Annotated in this window: 21 protein-coding genes; 4 read left to right on the top strand and 17 right to left on the bottom strand. The window is 39.6% G+C overall.

The window, feature by feature from the left end; all coding sequences use genetic code 11:
• Together BVC88_RS02010 and BVC88_RS02005 are read right to left on the bottom strand one after the other, a co-directional pair.
• The gene (locus BVC88_RS02010; protein WP_317044958.1) at window positions 1-1,704 is read right to left on the bottom strand and encodes a capsule assembly Wzi family protein; all 1,704 of its coding nucleotides are present in this window, start codon (window positions 1,702-1,704) and stop codon (window positions 1-3) included.
• On the bottom strand, window positions 1,701-2,366 hold the full coding sequence (locus tag BVC88_RS02005; protein ID WP_075348967.1) for a hypothetical protein: 666 nt from the start codon (window positions 2,364-2,366) through the stop codon (window positions 1,701-1,703). The genes BVC88_RS02010 and BVC88_RS02005 overlap by 4 nt, the downstream gene beginning before the upstream one ends.
• Window positions 2,367-2,501: 135 nt before the next feature.
• On the opposite strand from BVC88_RS02005, the gene wecB reads away from it, so the two are divergent.
• Window positions 2,502-3,596, top strand: a complete 1,095-nt coding sequence (wecB, locus tag BVC88_RS02000; RefSeq protein ID WP_075348966.1) for a non-hydrolyzing UDP-N-acetylglucosamine 2-epimerase — start codon at window positions 2,502-2,504, stop codon at window positions 3,594-3,596.
• A 6-nt stretch (window positions 3,597-3,602) separates the two neighbouring features.
• Window positions 3,603-4,085 carry a cupin domain-containing protein gene (locus BVC88_RS01995; RefSeq protein ID WP_075348965.1) on the top strand — a complete coding sequence of 161 codons (483 nt, stop codon included), beginning with the start codon at window positions 3,603-3,605 and terminating at the stop codon, window positions 4,083-4,085.
• 51 nt (window positions 4,086-4,136) lie between these two features.
• On the opposite strand, the gene BVC88_RS01990 is transcribed toward BVC88_RS01995, so the two are convergent.
• From BVC88_RS01990 to BVC88_RS01980, 3 genes are all read right to left on the bottom strand, one after another.
• Window positions 4,137-7,013 carry a TonB-dependent receptor gene (locus BVC88_RS01990; RefSeq protein WP_075349422.1) on the bottom strand — a complete coding sequence of 959 codons (2,877 nt, stop codon included), beginning with the start codon at window positions 7,011-7,013 and terminating at the stop codon, window positions 4,137-4,139.
• A 103-nt stretch (window positions 7,014-7,116) separates the two neighbouring features.
• Window positions 7,117-8,352 carry a hypothetical protein gene (locus tag BVC88_RS01985; protein ID WP_075348964.1) on the bottom strand — a complete coding sequence of 412 codons (1,236 nt, stop codon included), beginning with the start codon at window positions 8,350-8,352 and terminating at the stop codon, window positions 7,117-7,119.
• 187 nt (window positions 8,353-8,539) lie between these two features.
• Window positions 8,540-9,511, bottom strand: a complete 972-nt coding sequence (locus BVC88_RS01980; protein WP_075348963.1) for an AAA family ATPase — start codon at window positions 9,509-9,511, stop codon at window positions 8,540-8,542.
• 299 nt (window positions 9,512-9,810) lie between these two features.
• Here BVC88_RS01980 and BVC88_RS01975 point away from each other — a divergent pair, with 299 nt between their 5' ends.
• The gene (locus BVC88_RS01975) at window positions 9,811-10,185 is read left to right on the top strand and encodes a GxxExxY protein (protein ID WP_075348962.1); all 375 of its coding nucleotides are present in this window, start codon (window positions 9,811-9,813) and stop codon (window positions 10,183-10,185) included.
• 67 nt (window positions 10,186-10,252) lie between these two features.
• Here the strand turns inward: BVC88_RS01975 and BVC88_RS01970 are convergent, their stop codons facing one another.
• Window positions 10,253-10,870, bottom strand: a complete 618-nt coding sequence (locus BVC88_RS01970) for a pseudouridine synthase (protein ID WP_089153049.1) — start codon at window positions 10,868-10,870, stop codon at window positions 10,253-10,255.
• 7 nt (window positions 10,871-10,877) lie between these two features.
• The gene (locus BVC88_RS21250; protein ID WP_175574360.1) at window positions 10,878-11,054 is read right to left on the bottom strand and encodes a hypothetical protein; all 177 of its coding nucleotides are present in this window, start codon (window positions 11,052-11,054) and stop codon (window positions 10,878-10,880) included.
• A gap of 143 nt (window positions 11,055-11,197) precedes the next feature.
• Here BVC88_RS21250 and BVC88_RS01965 point away from each other — a divergent pair, with 143 nt between their 5' ends.
• Entirely contained in the window at window positions 11,198-12,322 is a 1,125-nt protein-coding gene (locus BVC88_RS01965) for an amidohydrolase (RefSeq protein WP_075348960.1), read from the top strand.
• 130 nt (window positions 12,323-12,452) lie between these two features.
• Here the strand turns inward: BVC88_RS01965 and BVC88_RS01960 are convergent, their stop codons facing one another.
• From BVC88_RS01960 to BVC88_RS01915, 10 genes are all read right to left on the bottom strand, one after another.
• Window positions 12,453-12,938, bottom strand: a complete 486-nt coding sequence (locus BVC88_RS01960; protein WP_139316503.1) for a hypothetical protein — start codon at window positions 12,936-12,938, stop codon at window positions 12,453-12,455.
• A 59-nt stretch (window positions 12,939-12,997) separates the two neighbouring features.
• Window positions 12,998-13,717, bottom strand: a complete 720-nt coding sequence (locus BVC88_RS01955; protein ID WP_075348958.1) for an imm11 family protein — start codon at window positions 13,715-13,717, stop codon at window positions 12,998-13,000.
• Window positions 13,714-13,998 carry an AHH domain-containing protein gene (locus BVC88_RS01950; RefSeq protein ID WP_075348957.1) on the bottom strand — a complete coding sequence of 95 codons (285 nt, stop codon included), beginning with the start codon at window positions 13,996-13,998 and terminating at the stop codon, window positions 13,714-13,716. The genes BVC88_RS01955 and BVC88_RS01950 overlap by 4 nt, the downstream gene beginning before the upstream one ends.
• 24 nt (window positions 13,999-14,022) lie before the next feature.
• Window positions 14,023-14,757, bottom strand: a complete 735-nt coding sequence (locus tag BVC88_RS01945; protein ID WP_075348956.1) for a hypothetical protein — start codon at window positions 14,755-14,757, stop codon at window positions 14,023-14,025.
• Entirely contained in the window at window positions 14,757-16,760 is a 2,004-nt protein-coding gene (locus tag BVC88_RS01940; RefSeq protein ID WP_075348955.1) for an AHH domain-containing protein, read from the bottom strand. The genes BVC88_RS01945 and BVC88_RS01940 overlap by 1 nt, the downstream gene beginning before the upstream one ends.
• 155 nt (window positions 16,761-16,915) lie before the next feature.
• On the bottom strand, window positions 16,916-17,695 hold the full coding sequence (locus tag BVC88_RS01935) for an NIPSNAP family protein (protein ID WP_075348954.1): 780 nt from the start codon (window positions 17,693-17,695) through the stop codon (window positions 16,916-16,918).
• A 296-nt stretch (window positions 17,696-17,991) separates the two neighbouring features.
• On the bottom strand, window positions 17,992-18,720 hold the full coding sequence (locus BVC88_RS01930; protein ID WP_083638979.1) for an outer membrane beta-barrel protein: 729 nt from the start codon (window positions 18,718-18,720) through the stop codon (window positions 17,992-17,994).
• Window positions 18,721-18,764: 44 nt separating this feature from the next.
• Window positions 18,765-20,057 (bottom strand): hypothetical protein, encoded by a 1,293-nt coding sequence (locus tag BVC88_RS01925; protein WP_075348952.1) that lies wholly within the window; start codon window positions 20,055-20,057, stop codon window positions 18,765-18,767.
• A gap of 315 nt (window positions 20,058-20,372) precedes the next feature.
• Entirely contained in the window at window positions 20,373-22,703 is a 2,331-nt protein-coding gene (locus BVC88_RS01920) for a M1 family metallopeptidase (protein ID WP_075348951.1), read from the bottom strand.
• A gap of 259 nt (window positions 22,704-22,962) precedes the next feature.
• Window positions 22,963-23,544, bottom strand: coding sequence for a HupE/UreJ family protein (locus BVC88_RS01915; RefSeq protein ID WP_075348950.1), 582 nt, complete (start codon window positions 23,542-23,544; stop codon window positions 22,963-22,965).
• Window positions 23,545-23,570: the final 26 nt, after the last annotated feature.

Raw genomic sequence — 23,570 nt, 5'->3', positions numbered from 1 at the left:
TTATTTGAATAAATAGGTTAGCCCTACCTGCCCTACAAAATTTCTCCTGTCATAACCTGGTACAAAATATTGGTCAGGTTGATTTTCTAAAAACCACATGTAGTTCAGTGTATTTACATATTGCATTCTCGCATTTACCAAGATGTTTCCAAATTGCCAATCTGCTATAAAAGAAGGGACTAGATCCACATATTTGTTTCTAAAGTCCTTAGAGGCTTCATATCGATAATAATAAAAGTCCAGATTATAGACGATTCGCTCTACTTGAAAACCGATTCGATTCATCTTGTGAACCCATGCAAACTCCACAAAGATCTGATTACTTGCAGGCCCATTTCCTACACCAAGCACCTGCCCGTTATGAGTGTAACCATGACGGACATGATCATGAATGTACCAAGTCTTCAAGCTTCTGATATCATCTCTTATAGTCTGTCCGGTCTGAGTCATCTCTGAACTGATCTGAAGATAGTGTCCAGGTTTATTCAAATCCATCAAATGGGAAAACCCGAATGTAAATCCTCTTCCGGACTCCGGAGTAATTATGAAGTCGCCTAATCTTCTGCTGTTTCCTCTAGTTCCGTATTCCCCATAAAATTCAAAGTGACCTTCCGGACTTAGCCATCTGAAATACCCTGAGCTGAATTGTTGTCGCTTATCCCGGATTGGGTCATAAATGTTATCCGATCCTTTTCGACCATTAAAAATCGGAAGCACATCAGCAAAATCAGTGATATCATCTCGATAAAGGTGATTGGTTGAGCCATATCCCAGAAAGAGTCCCGGGACCCACTTAGGCTGATAGGTAAATACAATACCAGAAAGAAATCTATTTCCATCAGCTTGTTTTGGAATGTAGACTGGATTTTCCTGGATGTTATAATCAGGCCATGGAGGCAAATAGCTAGAGGACTTCAAAAATCCAGCAATGACTTGGCCTTCAAATGATCCGATTTTTGTTTCTACTGGTTTTCTGGTGTTAGCCGTGAAATGTAGGAATCCTGGTGCATTATTTCCTAACAAAAGAGAATTGCGTCTGCCCGGACCCCACCATAGGTTTTCTGTAGAAATTCCGATCGAATACTCTTTGAAATTATACCGTAAACTTGACTGGCCCATAAATAACTTGTTATAGGCTCCCGTCCCAAATCGTTCCGGTGTATCGATACGATTCATGTACTCATAATAAAATAGAATCGTCGCTTGGTGCTCAATAGGGAATCCCAGGTAATCCTTATTTTGAGCCATTAACAGCTCTGGCTGGAGCTGAAAACTAAAACCCTTGTATTCCGCATAGGCACCTGCACTAATTATATTTTGAAATCCCCGATTCGGAATAAATGCCCCATCATTCACCCCGAATGCATACGTTGAATTGTATTGCAATCGATAGGTGGCAGGCATTGTTAAGAATTTAACTTGACCTTCAGGACCAAATCTTCTGTGAAAAACTGAATTATCAAAGTCTACTATTGAACTGTCTAAATCAAAGCCATTTTTCACCCCAAATGCATCTACAGGATATAGCGGCCTTATCATGAAAGAAGATGTAGAATCAATATTTCCCAAAAGTTGAGCTCGTCGGAGGTAGTCATCCAAAACTGGAGTTCCCAAAGAAATAGTCTGAGAAAAGACTTTCGGAAGAAGTCCAAACATTAAAAATGCAAGGAGGAATAGACTAAATACTTTATTTCTATTCATCATTTCAAAATTAAAGCTTCAACGGTGATACCTGCCAATGACCAAGATTCGTCGCAAACGGGATCGGGTGAGTTCGTCGCCAAAAGATCTGAATTCATGTATATTCTCACGTTCGAATTCTGATGTTCTACGATTTTGGAAATACTGTAACGGGTAGTATAATTTTCAAAGGCACCAAAAAGACACAATCCCGGCATATTGCTCTTCACTGCATCAGTCTTCGGCCTATTTTGCCTAAAATATGAATCAGGATAAGATTGATACAAACAGTATGTGGATTCGCAAGGAGAATTTGAAAATGTAGTTCTGAAAATTTCTTCATTATCTATCCCAAAAAACCAATAATCAGGTCCTCCGATTCCGTCATCAGGATTCCCATCCCAGCTATCATGAATCAGAATATCGATCGTAATTTTTAATAGGTTGTGAGACGGAAGGTCGTCTAGATTAACTGCTATTTCCTCATTATGATAAAAACCAGCCACCGTGTCGTTCTGGAATACAAAAAGCTTTCCATTTTCAAACCCTGCCAAATCAAGTGTGGAAAAATCATTAGAATACACGACTCGTTCAGATTCAAGGGTATCTGAACAGGAGGATAAAGCAAAAAGTGAAATTATTAAAACAAGGGCTGTCCTACCACGCTGCCAACTATTAAAACCCATTTATTTTTTGTCTATTGAGGAAAAGAATAACTGCAAAATAACGAAAAACCATCCAAAAGAGAATAAACAAAAGGGAGCAAATTGGACAGAGTCCAAAATTTAATTTGTTACTTTTACCATACTAACAGAATTTACATGGCTATTTTTACTATCGTCGCCGGTGCACGACCAAATTTCATGAAAATTGCACCCATCATTCACCAACTTCAGAAAAAACAAAAAGAGGGGTTTGATGTAAACTTTCGACTTGTACACACCGGACAGCATTATGATAAAAAGATGTCTGGAGACTTCTTTGAGCAACTTAATATTCCTGAACCAGATGCAAATCTTGGTGGTGGTGGTGGTACACAAGCAGAGCAAACTGCTGCCATCATGGTTGCTTTCGAAAAAGAACTTCTGGAAAATCGCCCTGACATTGTGATAGTTGTCGGTGATGTAACTAGCACTTTAGCTTGTTCTATAGCGGCAAAAAAGCTTCAAATCGATGTTGCCCATGTGGAAGGCGGAATTCGCTCCGGAGACTTGACCATGCCTGAAGAGATCAACAGAATGGTAACAGATAGCATTACGGATCATTTTTTCACCACCTCAGAAATTGCTAATGCCAACTTGAGAAAAAGTGGTTTTGCAGAGGACAAAATCCACTATGTGGGGAATACAATGATCGATACGCTAATGGCTCAGATGCCTAGATTTCAAAAGCCTGAAGGCAAAATTTTTGAAAATCTAGAACCGGGTCAATACTTCGTAATGACCATGCATCGCCCTGCAAATGTGGATCAAGAGCATAAGCTTAAAGCCATGATTGATGCAATTTTAGAAGGAACTAAAGGTCTCCCAATTATTTTCCCTGTTCATCCAAGAACAGCAAAAAATCTACAATCCCTTGGTATAGATGCTCCAAATCTACTTATGAGCGATCCTTTGGGATATTTGGAGTTCAACTACCTAGTCAAAAATGCAAAAGGTGTAATCACTGATTCAGGAGGAATTACTGAAGAGGCTTCTGTGATGAATGTTCCTTGTGTCACGCTTCGAGACAATACAGAAAGAGCCGAAACCATACACTTGGGTACCAATGAGCTCGCTGGAACTGATCCCGCTAAGCTTAAGCCATACCTCGAAAAAATCATGGCGGGTACCTGGAAGCAGTATCAAGGAATTCCAATGTGGGATGGGAAAACGGCTGAGCGAATCGTGGATATTTTGATTGAGTCTTATTCCTGATCTAGCATGGGAAACGGGGATCGAGTCAATTTCCTTGTACAAAATCTTGAGCTTTTGCCGCATCCTGAGGGTGGGTCTTATAAAGAAACTTACCATTCTCAGGAATCGATTCCCACAAAGGCTGGCGATAGAAACCTGATGACCTCTATCTACTTTTTATTGACAGCTGATCGCGTGAGTAGGTTTCACAGGATAAGAAGCGACGAGCATTGGTATTTTCATGAAGGAAGTTGCTTGACTATTCATTTGCTAAATAATCAAGGCCATGAAAAATTGGAACTTGGTCCGCTTTCCGAAAAATCCAAACCTTATCATCTTGTTCCGGCGAATACAATTTTTGGCAGCAGCATTGAAGAGCAAAATGGTTATGCTTTAGTTTCCTGTGTCGTCGCACCAGGATTTGATTTCAAAGATTTTAAGCTTTTCGGCCCAGAAGAATTACTTCAGGATTTCCCAAATCATTCAGAGATTATTAAGCAATTGACATAAAAAAAGCCCCCAACTGCTTGGGGGCCATTTTCACTGTGGTTGTACTATTGATTAGAATGAGAATGCCACTCTAAATGTCATTTTCACCCCAGGAGCTAATCTTGTAAAGATTTGGTCTTGAGCCTCGTAAGACTGGAATACCAATTCTCTTTTGTCGTTCAGCATATTTTGGATACCAAATCCAGCTTGAATCCGCTCATCTGCACCAAAGGATTTATTGATATTCAAGTTTAAGCTATGGAAAGGAACAGTGTAGGTATCTGTTCTGTTTCCGAAACCTACAAGGTTTAAAGTAGGTCCCTGAACATTATAGAATACACCCGCTTCAAGACCATTCACAAATGATTGGTAGCTCAAACCTGTATTGATAATGTATGGAGCTTGACCTGCCATATCTCTAGTATCTTTTATTTCCTGTCCTTCTCTAGCTGTCAAAGTTCTTGATCTGAATTCTGATTCAGACATTTTGATCTGAGAGTTCGTCACAGTCACGTTCGTATTCCAATTGAAGTTTTCAAGTTTTGGAGCAATAAATTTCAATGACTTTCTAAACTCAAACTCCAAACCAGCGACTGTTCCATTTCCCACATTTCTTGGTTGGAATGCACCTGGATCAGAAAGGAATTGAACCATTTCAATCGGCTTATCAAATGTTTTGTAGAATGCACTCACAGAGAACATTTGACCTCTTTCCTGGAATGCTTCCCATCTCACATCAAAATTATTGATTCGAGTAGAAACCAAATTCCCATCCCAAAGCACTTCAGAACCTCCATTGGTAGTCTCTGGATAAAGTCCCCCGATAAAGGTTCTTCCAGTGATTGGGTCTAAAATTTCAGCATATGACAATTCTTTGAAAGATGGTCTGGCAATAGTTCTAGACGCAGAGAATCTCAAATTCTGCTTTTCTTTCAAATTGTATATCAAGTTGACAGTAGGAAAGAAGTCCAAATCATCCAACATGGTAACCAAATCATAATTGATTGTTCCAGTTTGGTTGGTTCCAGTATAGAATTGGTTGAATTGCTCCACTCTCAAACCAACAATAGCTTTCAGGTTTGCAGCAGGATTCGTTTCCAAGGATCCATATCCAGCAATATTAGTCGCGAATGACTCATATTTATTAGGATTGATTGGAATAAAATCCGCATTGTATCTTACTCCGTTTCTATTATCTGCGGCAAAAAGGTTTTCATCCAATAGGATTTCATTTGGATCCCCAGTAAATACAGTATTACCAGTAGCAAACTGAAAGCTTTGGATATCAAAGTCTCTGTATTTGAAAACATAGTTTGTTCCAAACTTCACTTTAGCTTCTCTCTGGAAAAGAGATGTTGCTCGAGCAATATCCAATTTACCTACCACACTGTACTCTTCAAGGTTTCTCCAGATTCTAGCAGGAAGACCTACCTCAGTAGAGATTGTATTTTCAGGCACTCTAAATCTTGTGAATCGTATATCCGGATCTTCAATGGTAGATCTAGTCGGAGCTAGTTTCCAGTTTACTTCCCAGTCTCTTCCATTAATGTAATGAGTTCCTCCCAATAGGATACTTGTCAATGCTCTCTGGCTATATTCAAGATTGTATTGTTTTGCTTCGAAATTTGCACCTAGGTTAGTATTTACGAAATCAAACTCACCGGCTTTTGATTCACCATTCTGGAGGTGCATGAAATTCAATTTGAATTTTGATTTATCAGTCTTCAAAGCGATTCCTGCTAATCCACCTAACAATACGTTATTCACTCCATAATCACCTTTTTGTCTTTCTAAAGCTTCAAGCTCAGTAGCATTGGACTCTCTTGGCTTAGCATAAAGGTTAAATTCTGCATCTTGATAAAATTCTGTCTCATTCTTATAAGTGAAAGCAAAATTATATCCCCAAGTTGCTCTTGATCTTGCGATTTGATTTCCTAAAGAGAAACTCAAACCCATATCCATCAAACTATTACTTCTGTATCCTCCCAAGGTTTTATTAAATCCTCCTAGGATCTGCTGATACTCTTGACCTTTTGGTCCATTTGGATTACCTACTGCATCACCATACTGAGGGATGTCAGTTCTTCCATCAGTTGGAATAGCGCGTGTACCATTGTCAAATCCTAACCAATCGGTATTTCCACCATCATATTTCAAATAATTTGAGTTGAAGTGCATTGAAGGGTTAATTCCACCACTCAAGCTCAACTTCATTGATTTTTCTTCTGGAAATTCCTTGGTCTCAATATCCACAACTCCTCCAGTGAAATCAGCTGGAAGCTCTGCGGTAAACGACTTAGACACTATGATATTATCGATCACATTTGTTGGGAAAATATCCATTTGGATAGAGTTTCTATCAGGATCAAGTCCTGGAATATCAACTCCATTTAATACAGTCTTAGTATATCGATCTCCAAGACCTCTTACGTAAATGTATTTCCCTCCTTCAATGGAGACCCCTGTAACTCTTTTTACAGCGGAAGCAGCGTCTCCATCACCAATTTGACGGAATGTGCTTGCTGATATACCATCCAGTAGATTAGCAGCATTTCTTTTCACTGACATCAATGCTGATTCTGTAGTACGAATTGCAGATGCTGCAATGGTTACAGTCTCAAGTTCTGATGCTTCCTCAGCCATCAGAATGTCATTAAGAACATTTGTTTCTCCTGCTTTCACTTCTACACCAGTAAGATCTACAGTGGCGTAAGAAATGTAAGAGATCTGAAGGGTATAAGATCCTGGTTCAACTTGAATTTCAAATTTTCCATCAAAATCAGTGATCGCACCAGTTGAGGTTTCTTTGACAAGAACAGAGACTCCAAATAGAGGCTCACCAGTTCCTTCCTCAAAAATGGTTCCTCTGATGGTTCCTTTTTGAGCGAATGCAAATCCTGCGATAATTTGTGAAAGTACCACTAGGACGATAACCAAGGTCCTTTTCATGAATACTTTGTTTGATTTGTTTTTCATACAGCAATTGAATTTTAATAGAGAAGAGGAGGAAGTTTCCTTGCGAGATCTTCCTCCCCTTTGTACTAAATAATCGTTATTTTAAGTCTGTTAATTGTCCACTTACTGCAGCCCAAGACCAAGTCGCGAATGCAGCCTTATTTGCTCCTACTGTGTTTGCTTCAGCAGCCACTTCTGTAGCTGAAGCAACTGTTCCTCCTTTGAATACTGTGCTAAGTGAAACCCCTTGGGCTAGCGTAGCTTCTAACTTGATGAATTTAAGTGAGCCATCAGCGAAGTTTGCGATTGACTTATCACCAGATATAGACAAGTCTCCTCTTCCTTCGGTAGTAGCCGGATCAGCAAAATTGAAGAAATAAAGATTTTCAAAAGTCCCTCTGGCTCCATCTCTAAAATCACCAAACTCCGCAGTATTATTACCTTTGATAGTACCATTCTTCAGTGTGTGACCTGCAATAGCTGAACCTTCAGGACCATCAATTTCTAAGGCGTGATCTGTTTCAGATCCAGTAATCACAATGAAGTTATCCAAAGTGCCTGACCAAGCTTGATCGGTATCCATTCCATCATCACCAGGATTCCATACGATCGCATTTTTCACATTTACTGCTCCACCAAACCATTCGATTCCATCATCTTGGTTGCCAATCACTTCTACATTTTCTATAACTGTTCCTGAACCAACTGCACCTAGTGTAAGACCATTGATTTCGTTTCCTTCTCCGATGTTTGCACCTCCGTGACGGATTGATATATATTTCACTACACCTGAATTATCTGTGTCATCTGAACCTCCGTAAAGTCCGTTAGTATCGGAAGGCGGAATACCTTCAATTTGAATTTCTGTAACATCCCCAGCAAAAGAACCTTTTGCATTTCCAAGAATGATCAATCCTCCCCAAAGACCTGATAGGTTTGGCTCCAAATTAGGAGAAGCGATCTGCCCAGGTACGATTTCGTCAGCCACGGTAGTAAAAATAATTGGAGATGAAGCAGTTCCTTGTGCATCAATTTTAGCTCCTCTTGCGATCACTAATGCTGTGGCATTTGAGCCAGTTCCTACTTCACCTTTGATGACAACTCCTGGTTCGATTTTCAATGTATTTCCTGAAGTAACAGAAATTCTTCCTGATAGGACATAGGTTTTTCCTGTAGTCCAAGTGGTGTTTGAAGTTATGTTTGAATTCACCAAAACACTGCTATTATTATCTAAGTCTGTATCGATAACTGGTTTATCATTTCCTTCAATACAGCTCGTGAACCCTATCAGGGAAGCAGCGAAAATCATTAAAATAGAATTTACTTTTTTCATTGGATATTTATTGAACTAGTGGTTTTGCACTATTTGATGATACAAATGTGGCGCAATAAATACCCCCAAAAGAATTATCTGAATTATGCTTTTTTTAAAATTCAGAACAGAATTTAATATTGAATTAATAAAAAAGACATAAAAAAAGGGCTGCTTCAGTAGCAGCCCTTTAAACCATGTTTTTATGTTACTTCAATGTTACCGACTTATTAATCGGCACTTTTTCCAAGAGTATTTTTACAAGGTCCCGCGTATTGATTCCATCAGCTTCTGCCTCATAATTCAAAATAATCCGGTGATTCAGCACATCTTCTGCGATCTCTTTGATATCCTCAGGTAATACATAATCCCGTCCATCCATGTAGGCAACAGCCTTGGATGCCAAGTTTAAATTGATACTCGCTCTAGGAGATACCCCAAACTGAATGTATTTCGCTTCATCCTTCAAACCGTATTGAACAGGGAATCTCGTTGCAAATACCAACTCTATGATATAGTGTTCCAAAGGCTCCGCCATTTTCACTGCATTGATCTCATTTCGGATATCAAATACGTCTTGTTTGGTGAGCATGGCATTCACTTCTGAACTAAAAGTCATATTTGCCATTCTTCGCATCACTTCCATTTCATCTGCTTTGCTTGGATAGTCAATGTGCACTTTCATCATAAATCGATCGACCTGAGCTTCAGGTAATGGATATGTCCCTTCTTGATCTACTGGGTTCTGGGTTGCCAAGACTAAGAATGGACGATCCAACATAAATGTGGTCTCTCCGATGGTTACCTGCTTCTCTTGCATGGCTTCCAAAAGTGCTGACTGCACTTTAGCCGGAGATCGGTTCACCTCATCAGCCAAAATCAAATTGGAAAAAATCGGGCCTTTTTTCACTTCAAAGCTTCCGTTTTGCTGATTGTAAATCATCGTTCCAATCAAGTCGGCCGGAAGCAAATCCGGGGTAAACTGGATTCGGTTAAAATCTAAGTGAAGAACTTTTGCCAGTGTATTTACAGTCAGTGTTTTTGCCAAGCCTGGTACACCTTCTAATAAAATGTGTCCATTGGTGAAAAGACCAATCAAGAGTCGATTGACCATTTTGTCCTGACCGACAATTACTTTCTTTACTTCCTGAATTACATCTGCTATTTTTTCCTGATACATGGAATGAATCGTTTTGGATTAGTATTCGAGCTCTAAAATAGGAGTTTTTGCTCCAACCAACAATCTTAAATCTTCCAAGCGGTAAAGCCTGATTTCTAAGGGAATTTTATGATTTTTTAAGAGGAAGACATTTAGGACACTTTTATAACCTAATTATTAAGGCTTGAATTATTTGTGGCACTGAATTTCTTTACCACAGAGCCACAGAGAGCACTGAGGTTTCACAGAGAAAGTTGTTTTTACACAATTCATTATCAACTATATATCAGAAATTCTAAATAGTTGTTAGTTTAGTTCCTATGAATGAAAATGAAATTACCTCAAAAATAATCGGCGGAGCAATTGAAGTACATAAGCAACTTGGGCCAGGTTTATTGGAAAGTGCATACGAATTTTGTTTGGCACATGAGTTAAGAACTCAAAATTTAAAAGTAGAGACCCAAGTCACCTTGCCTGTTGTTTTCAAGGGTATTAAACTCGAAGCTGGCTATCGATTGGATCTTTTGGTTGAAGATAGAATCATTATAGAAATTAAAGCAGTTGAGGAATTGGCAAATATTCATTTAGCTCAAACACTTACCTATTTGAGACTAGGGGGGTTCAGACTTGGATTGCTAATTAATTTTAATGTGCCAAAGTTGGTAGATGGCTTAAAGAGAGTGGTGAATGACTAACCAATGGTACCAATTATCTCTGTGGTATTCTCAGCGTGCTCTGTGTCTCTGTGTTGAAAAAAGTTGCCTAAAACTTCCTTCCTCCTCCAGTTTTTCGGAAGCCCGTCAAACCCAACTTATGATAAACCGATTCCTGATCCATTTCACGAACTTCGCCGACTTCAAAGCCTTCAATCGTGATTTTTTCCATGGACCATCTGACCAGTCGAAGTGTGGGATGTCCGACTGCAGCAGTCATCTTTCGTACTTGTCGGTTTTTACCCTCAATCAAAGTCAGAGAAATCCAGGTATCGGGAATTGTCGCCCGATATCGAATCGGTGGATCCCGATCCGGTAAGGAAGGAATCGGATCTAACAGTTTTGCAATCGCAGGCTTGGTTTCATAATCTCGGCCATCTACATTGATGGTAACACCTTTGCCCAACCGCTTCAAGGCTTCAGTTTCTGGTACGCCCTCCACTTGTGCATAATAGGTTCGCTGATGTCCAAATCGAGGATTGAGCAATTGATTATTCAAAAATTTATCATCGGTGATGATTAGCAATCCCTCACTATCCTTGTCTAATCTCCCGACTGGGTAGACCGACTTGGGAAAAGCAAAAAGAGAAGCCAGTGTCGGCTCCTCTCCGCTAAATTGGGTAACTACCCCAAAAGGTTTGTAAATGATAAAATAGCGCGACAAAATCTTAGAATTAACTACCGCAGCCTACACAATCGATGTATTGACCGCCTGGCTTGGTACCATTCAGTTGCATTTCAAGGTTGTGAATCTTATCTCTTGTTTCCATATCGGCAAACATATCACCAGTAAGTTGAGATCTTAATTGCTCAATTTGAGCTCGCAATTCGTTCTGTTGGATTTCACTCATGATTTGGTTGTTTTGGTGGGTAATGAAAGTTTAAAATAGTCATCAAACTTGAAAAAGTTCAGCAGTTTGATCAGGAATTTTTACTCAAAAATGATTCCAACTGAAGCTTAGGACTTTACATTTGGGAAAAGAAAAAATATTTTATGCCCCTATCCGAATTGATCGACTTGCGAAAAAGCCTCCACAGACAGCCTGAGGTTGCATTTGAAGAACACCAAACAGCAGAACGGATTTTAGAATTTTTTCAAGCACTGAACCCTGATCATATCATTACACAGCTTGGAGGAACGGGATTAGCCTTTATTTTCAAAGGAGAGAAGCCTGGAAAACGCTTGCTATTCCGATGTGAATTAGATGCATTGCCGATCGAGGATCTGAAGAAAAGTCCTTACCAAAGCCAGATTTTAGGTAAAGGGCACCTATGCGGACACGATGGTCATATGACAATTATCTGCGGATTAGGAGAAAAACTAGCAGCAAATAGGCCTGAATCTGGGGAAGTCATTCTTCTCTTTCAACCTGCGGAGGAAACAGGAGATGGTGCGAAAGCAATTTTAGCAGATCCCAGATTTAAGCAGATCAGTCCTGATTTTGCCTTTGCCCTGCATAATCTACCGGGTTACCCAATGCATCAGATTGTGATGCGAAAGGGAACTTTTGCGGCGGGAAGCACTGGAATGACCATTTCTCTGACCGGCAAAACCTCCCACTCTGCGCATCCTGAGGCTGGAATTAACCCAGCTAAGGCATTGGCTGAGCTAATTCAAGAATTGCCCAGGCTGGCCAAGCAGTCAAAAGGATTTGCATTGCTTACGCTCATTCATGCTGAACTGGGAAGTTTAGCTTTCGGAACGAGCGCGGGAAAAGGGAGTCTGAGCATGACCTTACGGGCTTTTGATCAGCAGGATTTGGATGGATTAATTGAAAAGGTAAAGGAAAAGGCCCTTGCAGTAGCCAATTCGGAAAGCCTGAAAGTCGACTTCGGCTTTGTGGAGCAATTTGCCGTCTCGGTTAATGATCCTACGCTTTACAACATAGTGGAAAAAGTTGCTCAAAATCTTGGGCTTAGTTTGACGGAAAAGCAAGAACCTTTTCGTTGGTCAGAGGATTTTGGGCTTTTTTCTCAGGCATGTCCGGCGTTTTTATTTGGATTAGGGGCAGGAGAAGATTGTCCCCAATTGCATGAGGGAACTTATGATTTTCCGGATGAATTGATTGAAACTGGCGTACGGATTTTTGAGGGGATTGTGAGAAAGGTTAATGGGTAGTAAGATTTTCTTTTTTTGGATAAGATGCCAGTATCAAGGTTTCCGATAGCTGCCGTTGGAAATCGGTGAAGGAACAACATAGAAAAAACCGGCATTTCCACCGGCTCTATCTACTAACCGTTTGAATAGTTCATACCACTTCTTTGGCAAAAAAGCGACACCCTAAATCAGCCCAACTTTCTCCTTTTTTGACAGGAATCAGCTCCGCTTCCAAGATGTCTTCGCCTCGATAACCTAAACCTTGAAGATCCTCTTCACCCAAAAACTCCCCCAGCTCCTGAGACATATCAATATGAAGCTTGTGCTTGATCAAATAGGCTGAGTTGAGCACCAAATACCGGGGATCGTTATTCTCAGGCTCTACAAACCGAAGCTGGGCAATCTGTTCAAACATCGAAATCGGCAGGTAAAATGAATCACCGGCATCCTCCCACTCCCGATCTTCTATATCCATAGGAGTTTGAGGCAATTCATAGTGTTCAACTAGATAGTGGAGGGCTTCCCGAGCTTGCTCTTCTGCAGGACGGTCGGATTCATAGAGTTCAGTTATTTTTTCCTTGAGATCTTTTTCAGATTCTACCCATTCTTCCAGACTAGGCCAAGTATTTCGTTGCATAAGCTTCTTTTTTGGAAAGGGAATCCAGCCCAAAAAAATCCGGGCTGGATTCCATATTATTAATAAAATTGCTTTCGGAGTCCATTTGGACCGTACCATTCTTCGTCTGGCATTTCTAGAGGTTTGAATTCAATGCCTTGAAAACCAAAGTTCTCTAAATGTTTTTTCAAGTCCTCTGAGACTATTATATCGAGAACCGGTACTTTATCAAATAGCAAAAGAGGCCGTTTCTCTGAATCTTTTATCCATAGTTTATCAGAATTAATTACAACTCCAATTCCCCAACCTTCCTTTTGTATTTGAAGAAATTCGGATAAATTCTTGAATTTTAGAATTTCTGAATTGCTAGAAGAATCTATATAAACTCCGTATTTATTTTTTATGGGTGTATTTGTAATCACATGGAAAGTACTTCTTTCAAAATCCAAAGATTCATCCGAAAAAGAAACAAAATTTGTAATCCAATAACCTTCAACTTTCCCCTTACTTTGAAAAAGTGTAATCGGGAAAAATTCAATACATTCCATCTCACTGTTTTTCTCTAACAAAGATTTAAGGCGGGTAGAGACTATTTTTCTAGGAGACAGCATGCCTCCGGCTGAAAAATAATCGGGAATCCTCTGTCCTTCATTTAAGATGATATCTGAAATTATTGGTTCAAATTCCATCATTGAGTGATTGTCATGCTGCCCAATAAATCTCGGATCTTTTACATGACATTTTTCAACATACTTTTTGATTAAATCCAAAGGAGCATGTAACATTTGGTAATAGTTCATCGAAAAGTAATTAAGTCTAAATGAACATCCGTTGACTCAATTGCAGCTTTGGCTTTATTAATAAGTATTACTAATTCCTTATGCCACTTGTCAGCTGGAGAATTCTTTTGAATGAAATTAAGTTTTTGTTCAATATAATTATTGTAAACGTTATGATTAGGTTGATTTCTCGATTTTATAACAGGAATGCCATTTAAGGATTCATTCATGTGAAAACCCCATTCAGCTGCTTTTTGGACGACTGGATTGTTTGTAGGTTGATATTTTAAAATCCAGCCCAAAAAAGCTCTGGGCTGGATTCCGCATTAATTATAGAACTGCTTTCGGAGTCCATTTGGACCGTACCATTCTTCATCGGGGATTTTCAGAGGTTTGAATTCGATACCTTTGAAATCAATTTGCTCCAATTTAGATTTGAGATTTTCAGATACGATAATACCCTGACACAAATTATCTTCAATTAGAACGATATCTAGATTGCAAGAGTCATAGATATAGAGATTTTTATAAGAAATTGAATTACCTTCTTCATAAAGCTCATCCATTCGATTAGAAAGTTCTTCCTCAGATTCAAAAGTCCTTTCATGATTTTGAGTAGTACGTTTAGTTATTACATAACCATTGCTTTCATAAATAGTGATTTTTTCAGTGAAAACACATTTACTAAAATCTAGAAGACTATTGTCAAAAGATAGAAATTGAGTAATCCAATAATCATTAAATGACTTTCCTTCTTGAATTATTTTAATTGGAAAGTATTGAATTAACCTTTCTGCGCCATAACTATCTAAGATTTTTTTCAATAAAGAGGACAAAATAAATCTCCCAGAAATAGGGCCACCAGGTATTAGGATGTCAGGAATGGAATAGCCTGCCCCGATCTCCACGGTTGGAATTACAGGGTGGATATCAATCTTTGCATAGGGATTGAGGTTTCCAAGAAATGATTCGCTTAAAACTGATCCGATGTAGTGATAATCCTTTATGAATTCTCCTTTTCCTCCTCGGGGAGTATACGTCTTGATTTCAAAGTAATTCATTAGAAGGTAATCTTATTAATAGGTTCCTTTGTAGCATTGATAGCAGCCTTTGCTTCTTCGATGAAAATCATTAATTGATCATAAAACCATTCATTTGATTTATTTTGATTTCTACTACTATTAATTTGTTGCAATTTATTGTAAATAAGGTTAGTATAATCTGGATGATTTGTATTTCTACTAGCTTCAACTGGTAATCCATTAAGTCGATCATGTAAATGAAATGCATTCTGAGATCTTGCAGCTCTTTGAACCACTGGATGACGCTGAATTATTTCTTCTTTTGGAATTATGTGATGAGCATGTTCACTAGTCAATATTTCAGGAAACATTTTTCTTAGCTTATTAGTCCCAAAAGTAATAGTTCCATCTGCACCAACAATCCACCTAATAGTTTGTTTAGTTTGAATATCAGATGCTACTATTTTCATGACCATTTTTGTGCCGGAAGTAGCCGTTCCTAAGATTGGGATTGTTGATGCTAGTGAAATAGTGGCATTAACACCATCCCCTTCAAGAACATAAAACCCTGCACTCAACAAATCTGCCGGCTCCCCTAAAAATGGAACAAGACCAATAACATCTAGAGTCCAGTGGAGGGCCTCACTAAATGTATCATAGAAAAGAACCAACCCATTTATATTATTAGGATCATTTAGGTTGCCGCTAGGATTCTTATAATATTTTTGAGGGTTACTTAGTTTAAGAAATGCTGCTCTTGCTGAAAAGTAGGTGCTGAATAAATGGAAAATTGCGGGATTCGAAAGATCCGCAGCCACCAAATTATCAATAGATCGCGCAAAATTCTGAGTCATTTGACCAGTCAAAACACCTTCCATTTGTGCAGTCAACGTAATAAAGGCCGCCTTTTGGTCTAGGTTGGCTTGGGCTTGGAGGAATGCTCTATATTCATCTGCGAAGACATTATTTTTAATATCACTCAGATAGGCCATGTGCCAATCTGTAAGTGCAAAATCCGAAAGTATATTGTCTATATAAACAGCGTTCCGAGTCTTTGTAAAAGCAGGAGAACCAAAATCAGAAACACTGCAATCCATGCAGGTCATCAGCCCTTCTGGAGCATTGTTTTTTCGGCTATACGGATCTGAACCACATGTGATGGTTAAAACTAGGACTGTAATTTCTTGATCAGGTTCGCAATAGCTTCCACCATAATTATGCCCTACAACTTCAGTTGTAAACGTCCAACTACACGAGGTACCTCCATATCCACCTCCTGAAGATGGGCTACCCGACCCTGATGACCCACTACCTGAGCCTGTGGAGCCACCATCACCACTAGTGGAACCTCCCGGCGTAATCCAAGCTGTTCCTCCCGAACCTTCTCCTCCACCTCCTCCAGATCCATAGTCTATGGTCACCTGATCACAAGTGATAGGATCTCCATTGGCATCATAAACCCCATCACATCGCTCGAGAAAGCCTGGGCTGGAATCATTAAAAAAACTAGAAAAAGGAAATCGGTTGATGGTCACTCCAGCTGATAATAGATCGTTGGTTTGCTGGTAAGTTTGGTATTGGATACTGTCAAATGAATATTCTAAAACATACTGATCCAATACATTGTCCACACTGTCAGCAACCATCACCAGATTAAAGGTGCTGTAATTATCCCCTTTTTCGAGAAAAGGAACGGTGTAGGTTCGCCGGTTTAAAGTATCAGTAGTAAGAAGGGAAGCGTCAAGATCAAATATAAAGTCTGACAGCGCTCTTTGTTGGGCGGATTCAATCACATTGAATCCTGTTTGTTTACTCATTTTCTTGCCGAGAGAATTGAGCAGCGTTTTGTTTACAGACTGTACTTGAAAAAGCCCTTCGGCTTGAACGGTTGTTTCTGTTTCAGGAAGACTCTCTTCGAGAATTTCCATTTGACAGCCCCACATCCAAAAAGTAACCAAGGAAAAAATAAGATATCTGAACACTAATTCATTCAAAAATTTGTGTTTTTGTGTTTTTGTGTTTTTGTGTTTTTGTGTTTTCATAAGATTTAAATTTTTAATTCTTTAAACCTAAGGCTCTAAGAGCAAAAAAAAATACCCATTTCTGGGTATTTTTAGCACTTTTTAGCAATAGATTGAGGCGTTTGGCCAGTGGTTAGCCAAAAAAGCCAGCTTTTACACCGGCTTTAAATCTCTTTCTAGAAATCGGAATAATCTGTGGGGTAGAGTAATCGGGTATCGTTCTTGGATACGGTATTCTTATACTCCTCCATATCTCTCATCTCTACCCATTTGTAATCTGAGCCAAAAGCTTTCCAGTTGGCATCTCTTTTTTCCATGTTTTCATGGGTGGTCAGATAGACTAGGTTTGGCATATTCGCTCCGGAGATGGTTTCTGCGTAGAAAATAGCATTGAATCCTAATCGCGTGAAAATGTCCATCTCACCGGAGTTGAACATCTTCACTTTCTGCTTGTAAAGTCTTTCCGTAGGTCCTTCGTAGCTTCTCAGTTCATAGATTCGATCTTTCTTCGGACCAGTGAGCGTAGATTCGATGAATTTCGGCTGACCAGTCATAGCCTGCAAAATCGAAGTTTCTATTCGCTTGTAAGGAGGGTTGTCAAAAGCAGCATTTACATAAGCAGCTCCATCAGTCAGATACTTTTGATCTTTTAGAAGTTTATTCTCAAATGCAGCGAGCTCATCCAATGATTTGAATGGGATAAACACATAAACCTTTTGTCCTGCATCTGCCTGGCTTGAGACAGGTTTGAAAACGCCCACTTTTGCAATTCCAAGTCGATGAGCTGCCGGAATAAAAGCTCTTTCCAAGTAGCTATCCAGCATCGCCTCTTGGGCAGTTGAAGTAATATGATAGGTTTTTAATTCGTAGATATCTCTTTTTTGAGCAAACAGATTCGCACTCAAAAAGAAGGCAAATACAAAGCAAAGAGCTGATAGGTAAGTAATGCGTTTCATTTTCTTTTTTAGGTTTTGAGTAATTAACTGAAAAATAACCTATTATTTCGAGCCTAGCATCCTCCGGAAAATTTCTAAAGAGAACTTTAAGAAAAGGACTTACTCGATTGACGCTATTTATTCTCAACAGTTAAGTTCATCTAGTTCGGATTGAAAATCCTCCGATCGAGGTTCAGGATTTCAAATCCTGAACAGCAGAACAGCAAAAACTCGGGCTACCAGAAGTCCATGGCTTAAACAGGAAAAGCAAAAAAGCCAACTTTTTCAAGTCGGCTTTTCAATTTTAAGTCCGAAGCTTAGTTCTCCACTCCACTATTCTTCTTTCGTTTGAGACTATAGAATTTATAGCCTACGGAAAAGGACACAAAACCCCAAGAGTTGTCAAAGTCATATTCTTGATCATAGATTTCGATGGAATTAGTGAAGCGTGCAGGTGGATTCACCTTTGCCCAAAATAGGATCCTCCAGATTTCTATCGAAGCTCCGTATGCGAGACCAAAGCTGACGGGCTGGATAACGTTATTTAAGGAGTTGAAAACTTCTGAAAGTCCAGGTTGGTTTTCAATTGTCACCTGCTCCTGATTTAACTCAAAATTTAAAGCAGCATTTATTCCTCCAAATAGATTTAACTTGAAATTTGTTGTTTTGACTAAGCTTACCTGAGGTAAAAATTCAAACGATAAGGTATTAGTTCTTACGCTTTTGTATGTAGAAACTGGGCAGAATCTGCAGGATGTTTCCTTGTTATAGCTTTCATATTGCGAGAATCGATACCCATAGTTCAATTTATTGTGGATTGAAACCCTTTTTGAAACTTGATATTCATAAAACAATCCACCAAATCCTTCCCCGACCTCTCCCCCAATATCTGGAATAACCCTAATGCTATCAAACTCATAGACTCGCCCTGAGACGTTTTTCCAATTGTGACCAAACTCAATACCAAAGGAATTTTGAGAATAAACATCTTTTAGCCCCCCTGCCACAAATAATAGAATTAAGAAAATGTGTGTAAGTATTTTCATCAGATTAAGAATAAGGAGTGACCCTAAGGCCACTCCTTACTGGCTTATTGTTTAACTTTAAATCTAATTCTACCAACTACAGAGTTATATTCATTACCATCTCCAGTAGTTTGATCACAATATTCTACTATGGCTTCACCTAGCTCATCGTCCTCATCCGTAATTGTTTGCTTTACTGTGGTAGAAAAATTTGTTCCTGGTGCCCCACCAACTCCAGGAAAAGAAGATGAAAATGTGTTTGATAGCTCTATCGGGTCTCCTGGATCCTTTTCTATCCAGACATAAAGCATGGCATCACCATAGGTTGTAGGATTCCATGTGACGATTTCCGCATTTCCTAGGTAAAACCATTGGGTGTTACAATTGAATAATCCACAATCTTTGAAATCACTATCTGATCCAGTCCAGAACTTTTTTACGCTAGAAATATTTCCATTAGAGATCGCAAAGGTAATGGTCACCTCAATTTCTTGACCCCCATCAAACCATTCATTCACATCTCGAAAATCCTGCATCGAATTAAATTTCAATCTGTTAAGCCTATCCTTTCCAGAATTAGAATCTCGATCACAAGTAGGGTTAACTGGCGCCCCATCTACAGGACCGCCACCTCCAATACAGAGATTTTGTGAATAGTAAACATCTTCGGTGTAATAGTAGGAGTTATAATCATTTTCAAAAATGGCTCCTGCAAGAATTGGGCAATCTAAAATCCTATTAGAGGCATTATTCCCTTTTGGTATAGCGGTCACTCTTTCATTTTCCTTAATTACAATAACCGGGATTTCAGGTATTTCGGTGCTGGATAATTCATGGTAATTTCCATTCTTATCATAAGCTGGAATAACTCCATTTTTAATTTTTCGAGGAATATACGCTACAAGGTAATCTGTCCCTTGGGTACGGAAGTTTTCTTCGGAAAATTCAGGAACAAAGACTTGCAAGAGAGGATGGAACCTGGCAATAGAATCAAGAAAACTATCTACTGTATCCGAAAGTCTTTTATCACTGAGGTTTATGCCTGAGACGATGGATCCAAAACTTCTACTTCTTTTGTTGACATCATCAAAACCAACATTAAGCGATTCATCTTTGGTGTTCTCAATCAAAAAGTTAAAATCACCATCGAATCTTTCATTTGCTTTTTCTTTCATAAAATCAAGAACCATAGGATCTCCCAAACTAGCAGCAATATTCTTAGCCACTTTAGAAGCTAATTGATCTTTGATAGAATTGGTGGCAAGCAATACATTTTCTGTTTTTGAAGCCAGAGAAGGATCTGTATCTCCAGTTATCTCTTCTTGACAAGCCCAAAAACTAATACTGACTATTGACAAAATAAGACCTTTTGCGAACAGCCTATTTAAAAATTTGGTTTTTGTGTTTTTGTGTTTTTGTGTTTTTGTATTTTCATAAGATTTAAATTTTTAATTCTTTAAACCTAAGGCTCAAACAGCATAAAAAAAATACCCATTTCTGGGTATTTTTGGCCCTTTTTAACAAAAAATCAAGCCTTAGAACAGTTTCAAACCAAAAAAGCCGGCGTTCCCACCGGCTTTTTTGATTGATACTTCCCACACTAAACGTTTACCCAAAATAGGATTTCATCCTGTGCTGTGGACCGTCGACTATTGTCTGTCGACTACAAAATTCTACTTCTTCTTCGCTTCTTTCATCGGATTACTTCCCGATGCTGCGCCACGAACTCCGCCAGAACGCTTGTACATTTCGAAGCGACTTGGCATCATTTCTCTTGGCCAGTAGTTGCTGCTCTCATCGATATCGGCTGTTTCCCGATTCGGATCCAAGACTAGCTTCACCACTTCTTTTTGCTTCGCAAAAACTTTGCTCACTTCGGTTTCATTCTTTCTCCAGATCTCCACAGGAATTTTTTCCAGCTCGGAAGTACCATCCGCAAATTGCCATTCTAGAATAATCGGCATCACCAATCCGCCTTCATTTCTGAATTTAACCTCGTAGAAGTTCAGGTTGCTGTTCAAGAGTTCTTTCTCTTTTGGACTTAAGCTAGCCATAAATTTCTTGTAGGATTCTTCATCTGCTGGAGTCACCTGGAAAGGATTATAAGTAGCATAGAAATCTTTGGTTGCAGGATCTGCCTCCACATAGGTTTCTTTGATATCAGTCATATTCTTGGATCGGGATACGTAAGTCTCTTCCAGATCAGCCACTTTCTTTTCATCTGCAGCTTTTTGGGAAGGAGTTCGGTTATCCATTTTGTACCAAGCCACATTTTCGATAGAAATATCCACCGCTTCCGTACCATAGAACCATCCTCTCCAGAACCAATCCAAGTCTACCGCTGAGGCATCTTCCATCGTACGGAATAAATCCTCCGGAGTCGGATGCTTAAACATCCATCTTCTTGCATATTCCTTAAACGCATAATCGAATAGCTCACGACCCATGACGGTTTCCCGTAGAATATTCAAAGCAGTCGCTGGCTTCGCATATGCATTTGGTCCAAATTGAATGATATTCTCAGAGTTGGTCATGATTGGCTCCAAGAGATTTTTCTCACTTCTCATGTAAGGCACAATTTTGTGCGCCGGTCCTCTACGGGAAGGATAATTGCGATCCCACTCCTGCTCGGCCATGAATTGCATAAAGGTATTCAAGCCCTCATCCATCCAAGTCCACTGCCGCTCGTCCGAGTTGACAATCATCGGGAAGAAGTTGTGACCCACTTCGTGAATGATCACGGAGATCATCCCGTTCTTGATCGCTTCGGAATAGGTGCCATCAGAATCAGGACGGCCATAATTGAAGCAAATCATTGGGTATTCCATACCATTGGCAGCCTCCACAGAGATTGCAGTAGGGTAAGGATAATCAAAGGTGTGTGCAGAATAAGACTTGATCGTATGAGCGACTACTCGGGTAGAATACTGTCCCCAAAGTGGATTAGCTTCTTTAGCATAATAAGACATGGCCATTACATCTTTACCACCTTGCTTTACAGCCATGGCATCCCAGATGAATTTACGGGAAGAAGTCCAAGCGAAGTCACGGACATTTTCAGCTTTGAATTTCCAAGTCTTCTTGCCAGTAGCTTTAGATTTCTCCAACTTCTCTGCTTCAGCCTGAGTTCGGATGACTACGGGTTTGTCAAAAGTTTTCTTTGCAGTATTCCAGCGATCCAGTTCTGCGGAAGAAAGCACTTCCTCTGGATTTTGGAGTTCGCCTGTAGCACCGACCATATGGTCTGCCGGCACAGTGATATGCACCTCGTAATTTCCAAAAGCCAAGGCGAATTCACCAGAACCTAGGAATTGCTTGTTTTGCCAGCCTTCAAAGTCCGAGTAAACGGCCATTCTTGGAAACCACTCCGCCATGGTATAGAGGTAATTGCCATCTCCAGCAAAGTATTCATAGCCTGGACGTCCACCAATAAAACCTGTTCGGTCGTGAATATTGAATGACCAATCAATTGCAAATTCAAAAGATTCGCCTGACTTCAAGGGAGTAGGAAGATCTACTCGCATCATCGTTTGATTGACTGCTACTTTAAGTGGAGAACCGTCTTTTCCTTTTACATCCAACACTTGGTAAGCATAGTCATCGGTATGCCAAAGAATTCCCTGAAGCTGAGTCAAAGTCATTCTTGGGCTGATGCTTGATTCAGTTCCTTTCGGAGTTTCAGAATCTTTTCCACGCTGATTTTGCTCCAGCTGCACCCAGATGTAGGTCAATTGATCCGGGGAATTATTCACATAGGTGATTTTCTCAGATCCTTTGATGGATTGGTTGTCATCATTGAGTTCTACTTCGATGATGTAGTTTGCCTGCTGCTGCCAGTACATGTGACCTGGTGCTCCTGATGCAGTGCGATAAACATTTGGGCTGCGAAGCATGGTGCCCAATTGCTCAAAACGCTCCGCATGATTTTGCTCAGATCGCTGCTGCGCAAATCCTGAAAGATTCACGGAAAGCGCTAATGCGGCTAATATTCCTATTTTTCTCATATTACTTTATTAATTACGCTTACTATTTTTTTTGCCACAAAGGTCACAAAGGTTTAAACCAAGGCCACAAAGGGGCGATACTAACTGTTTATCTCTATTTTACTAAAATTTAGCTGCTTTTGCCTTTAATTTTCATTCACAAGGCATTTGAACTCGTCTTTTCAAAAGAAATTTTAACTCTAATGGAAACTAACCCTAATCTCCTTTCTCCAATCTCAAATTCATCCGACATCGGTCATCTGACACCCGACAGTGTTCCTCACCAAAACTTCGTATCCAGCATCAGCATCATGGCGATCCCCAGTACAAAAGCTGAAATGATCAGAGTCCATTCCCGACGACTGACTCCAGCCAATCCTACCAAAATGGAAGTTACTAAGATAAAGATTCCAACAATAACCAATTGTCCGATTTCCAAGCCGATATTGAAAGCCAAAAGTGGCTGCCAAATGCTAGATTCTTTTCCCAAAAGGCTACGCAAATAATTAGAAAAGCCCAAGCCATGAATCAATCCAAAAAACAGGGCTAATATATAGTTAATGGTAACACCTTTACCTGAAACAGGCTTTGGCCGAAGAATATTGCTGAATGCTGTAATCGCAATGGTCACAGGAATCAGAAACTCGATAAGTTCACTTTTGACCTGAACAATTTTGAAGGTGGCTAAAGCCAGAGTCATCGAATGTCCGATCGTAAATGCGGTCACCAAGATCAGGATTTTCCTCCAATCCCTTGGGATGAATACTGCACAAAGTGCCAAGACAAATAAGATATGGTCAAAGCCTTTGAGGTCAAGAATATGTTGGATTCCTAGGCGGAAATATAATTCAAACGAATTCATAGGGGTGATTAAACTTCGAAAGAAGT

It is taken from the genome of Algoriphagus marinus (assembly GCF_001936475.1).
Lineage (GTDB): Bacteria > Bacteroidota > Bacteroidia > Cytophagales > Cyclobacteriaceae > Algoriphagus > Algoriphagus marinus.
The sequence above is the reverse complement of the archived record's forward strand: the minus strand, read 5'-3'. Positions and strand labels throughout refer to the sequence as shown.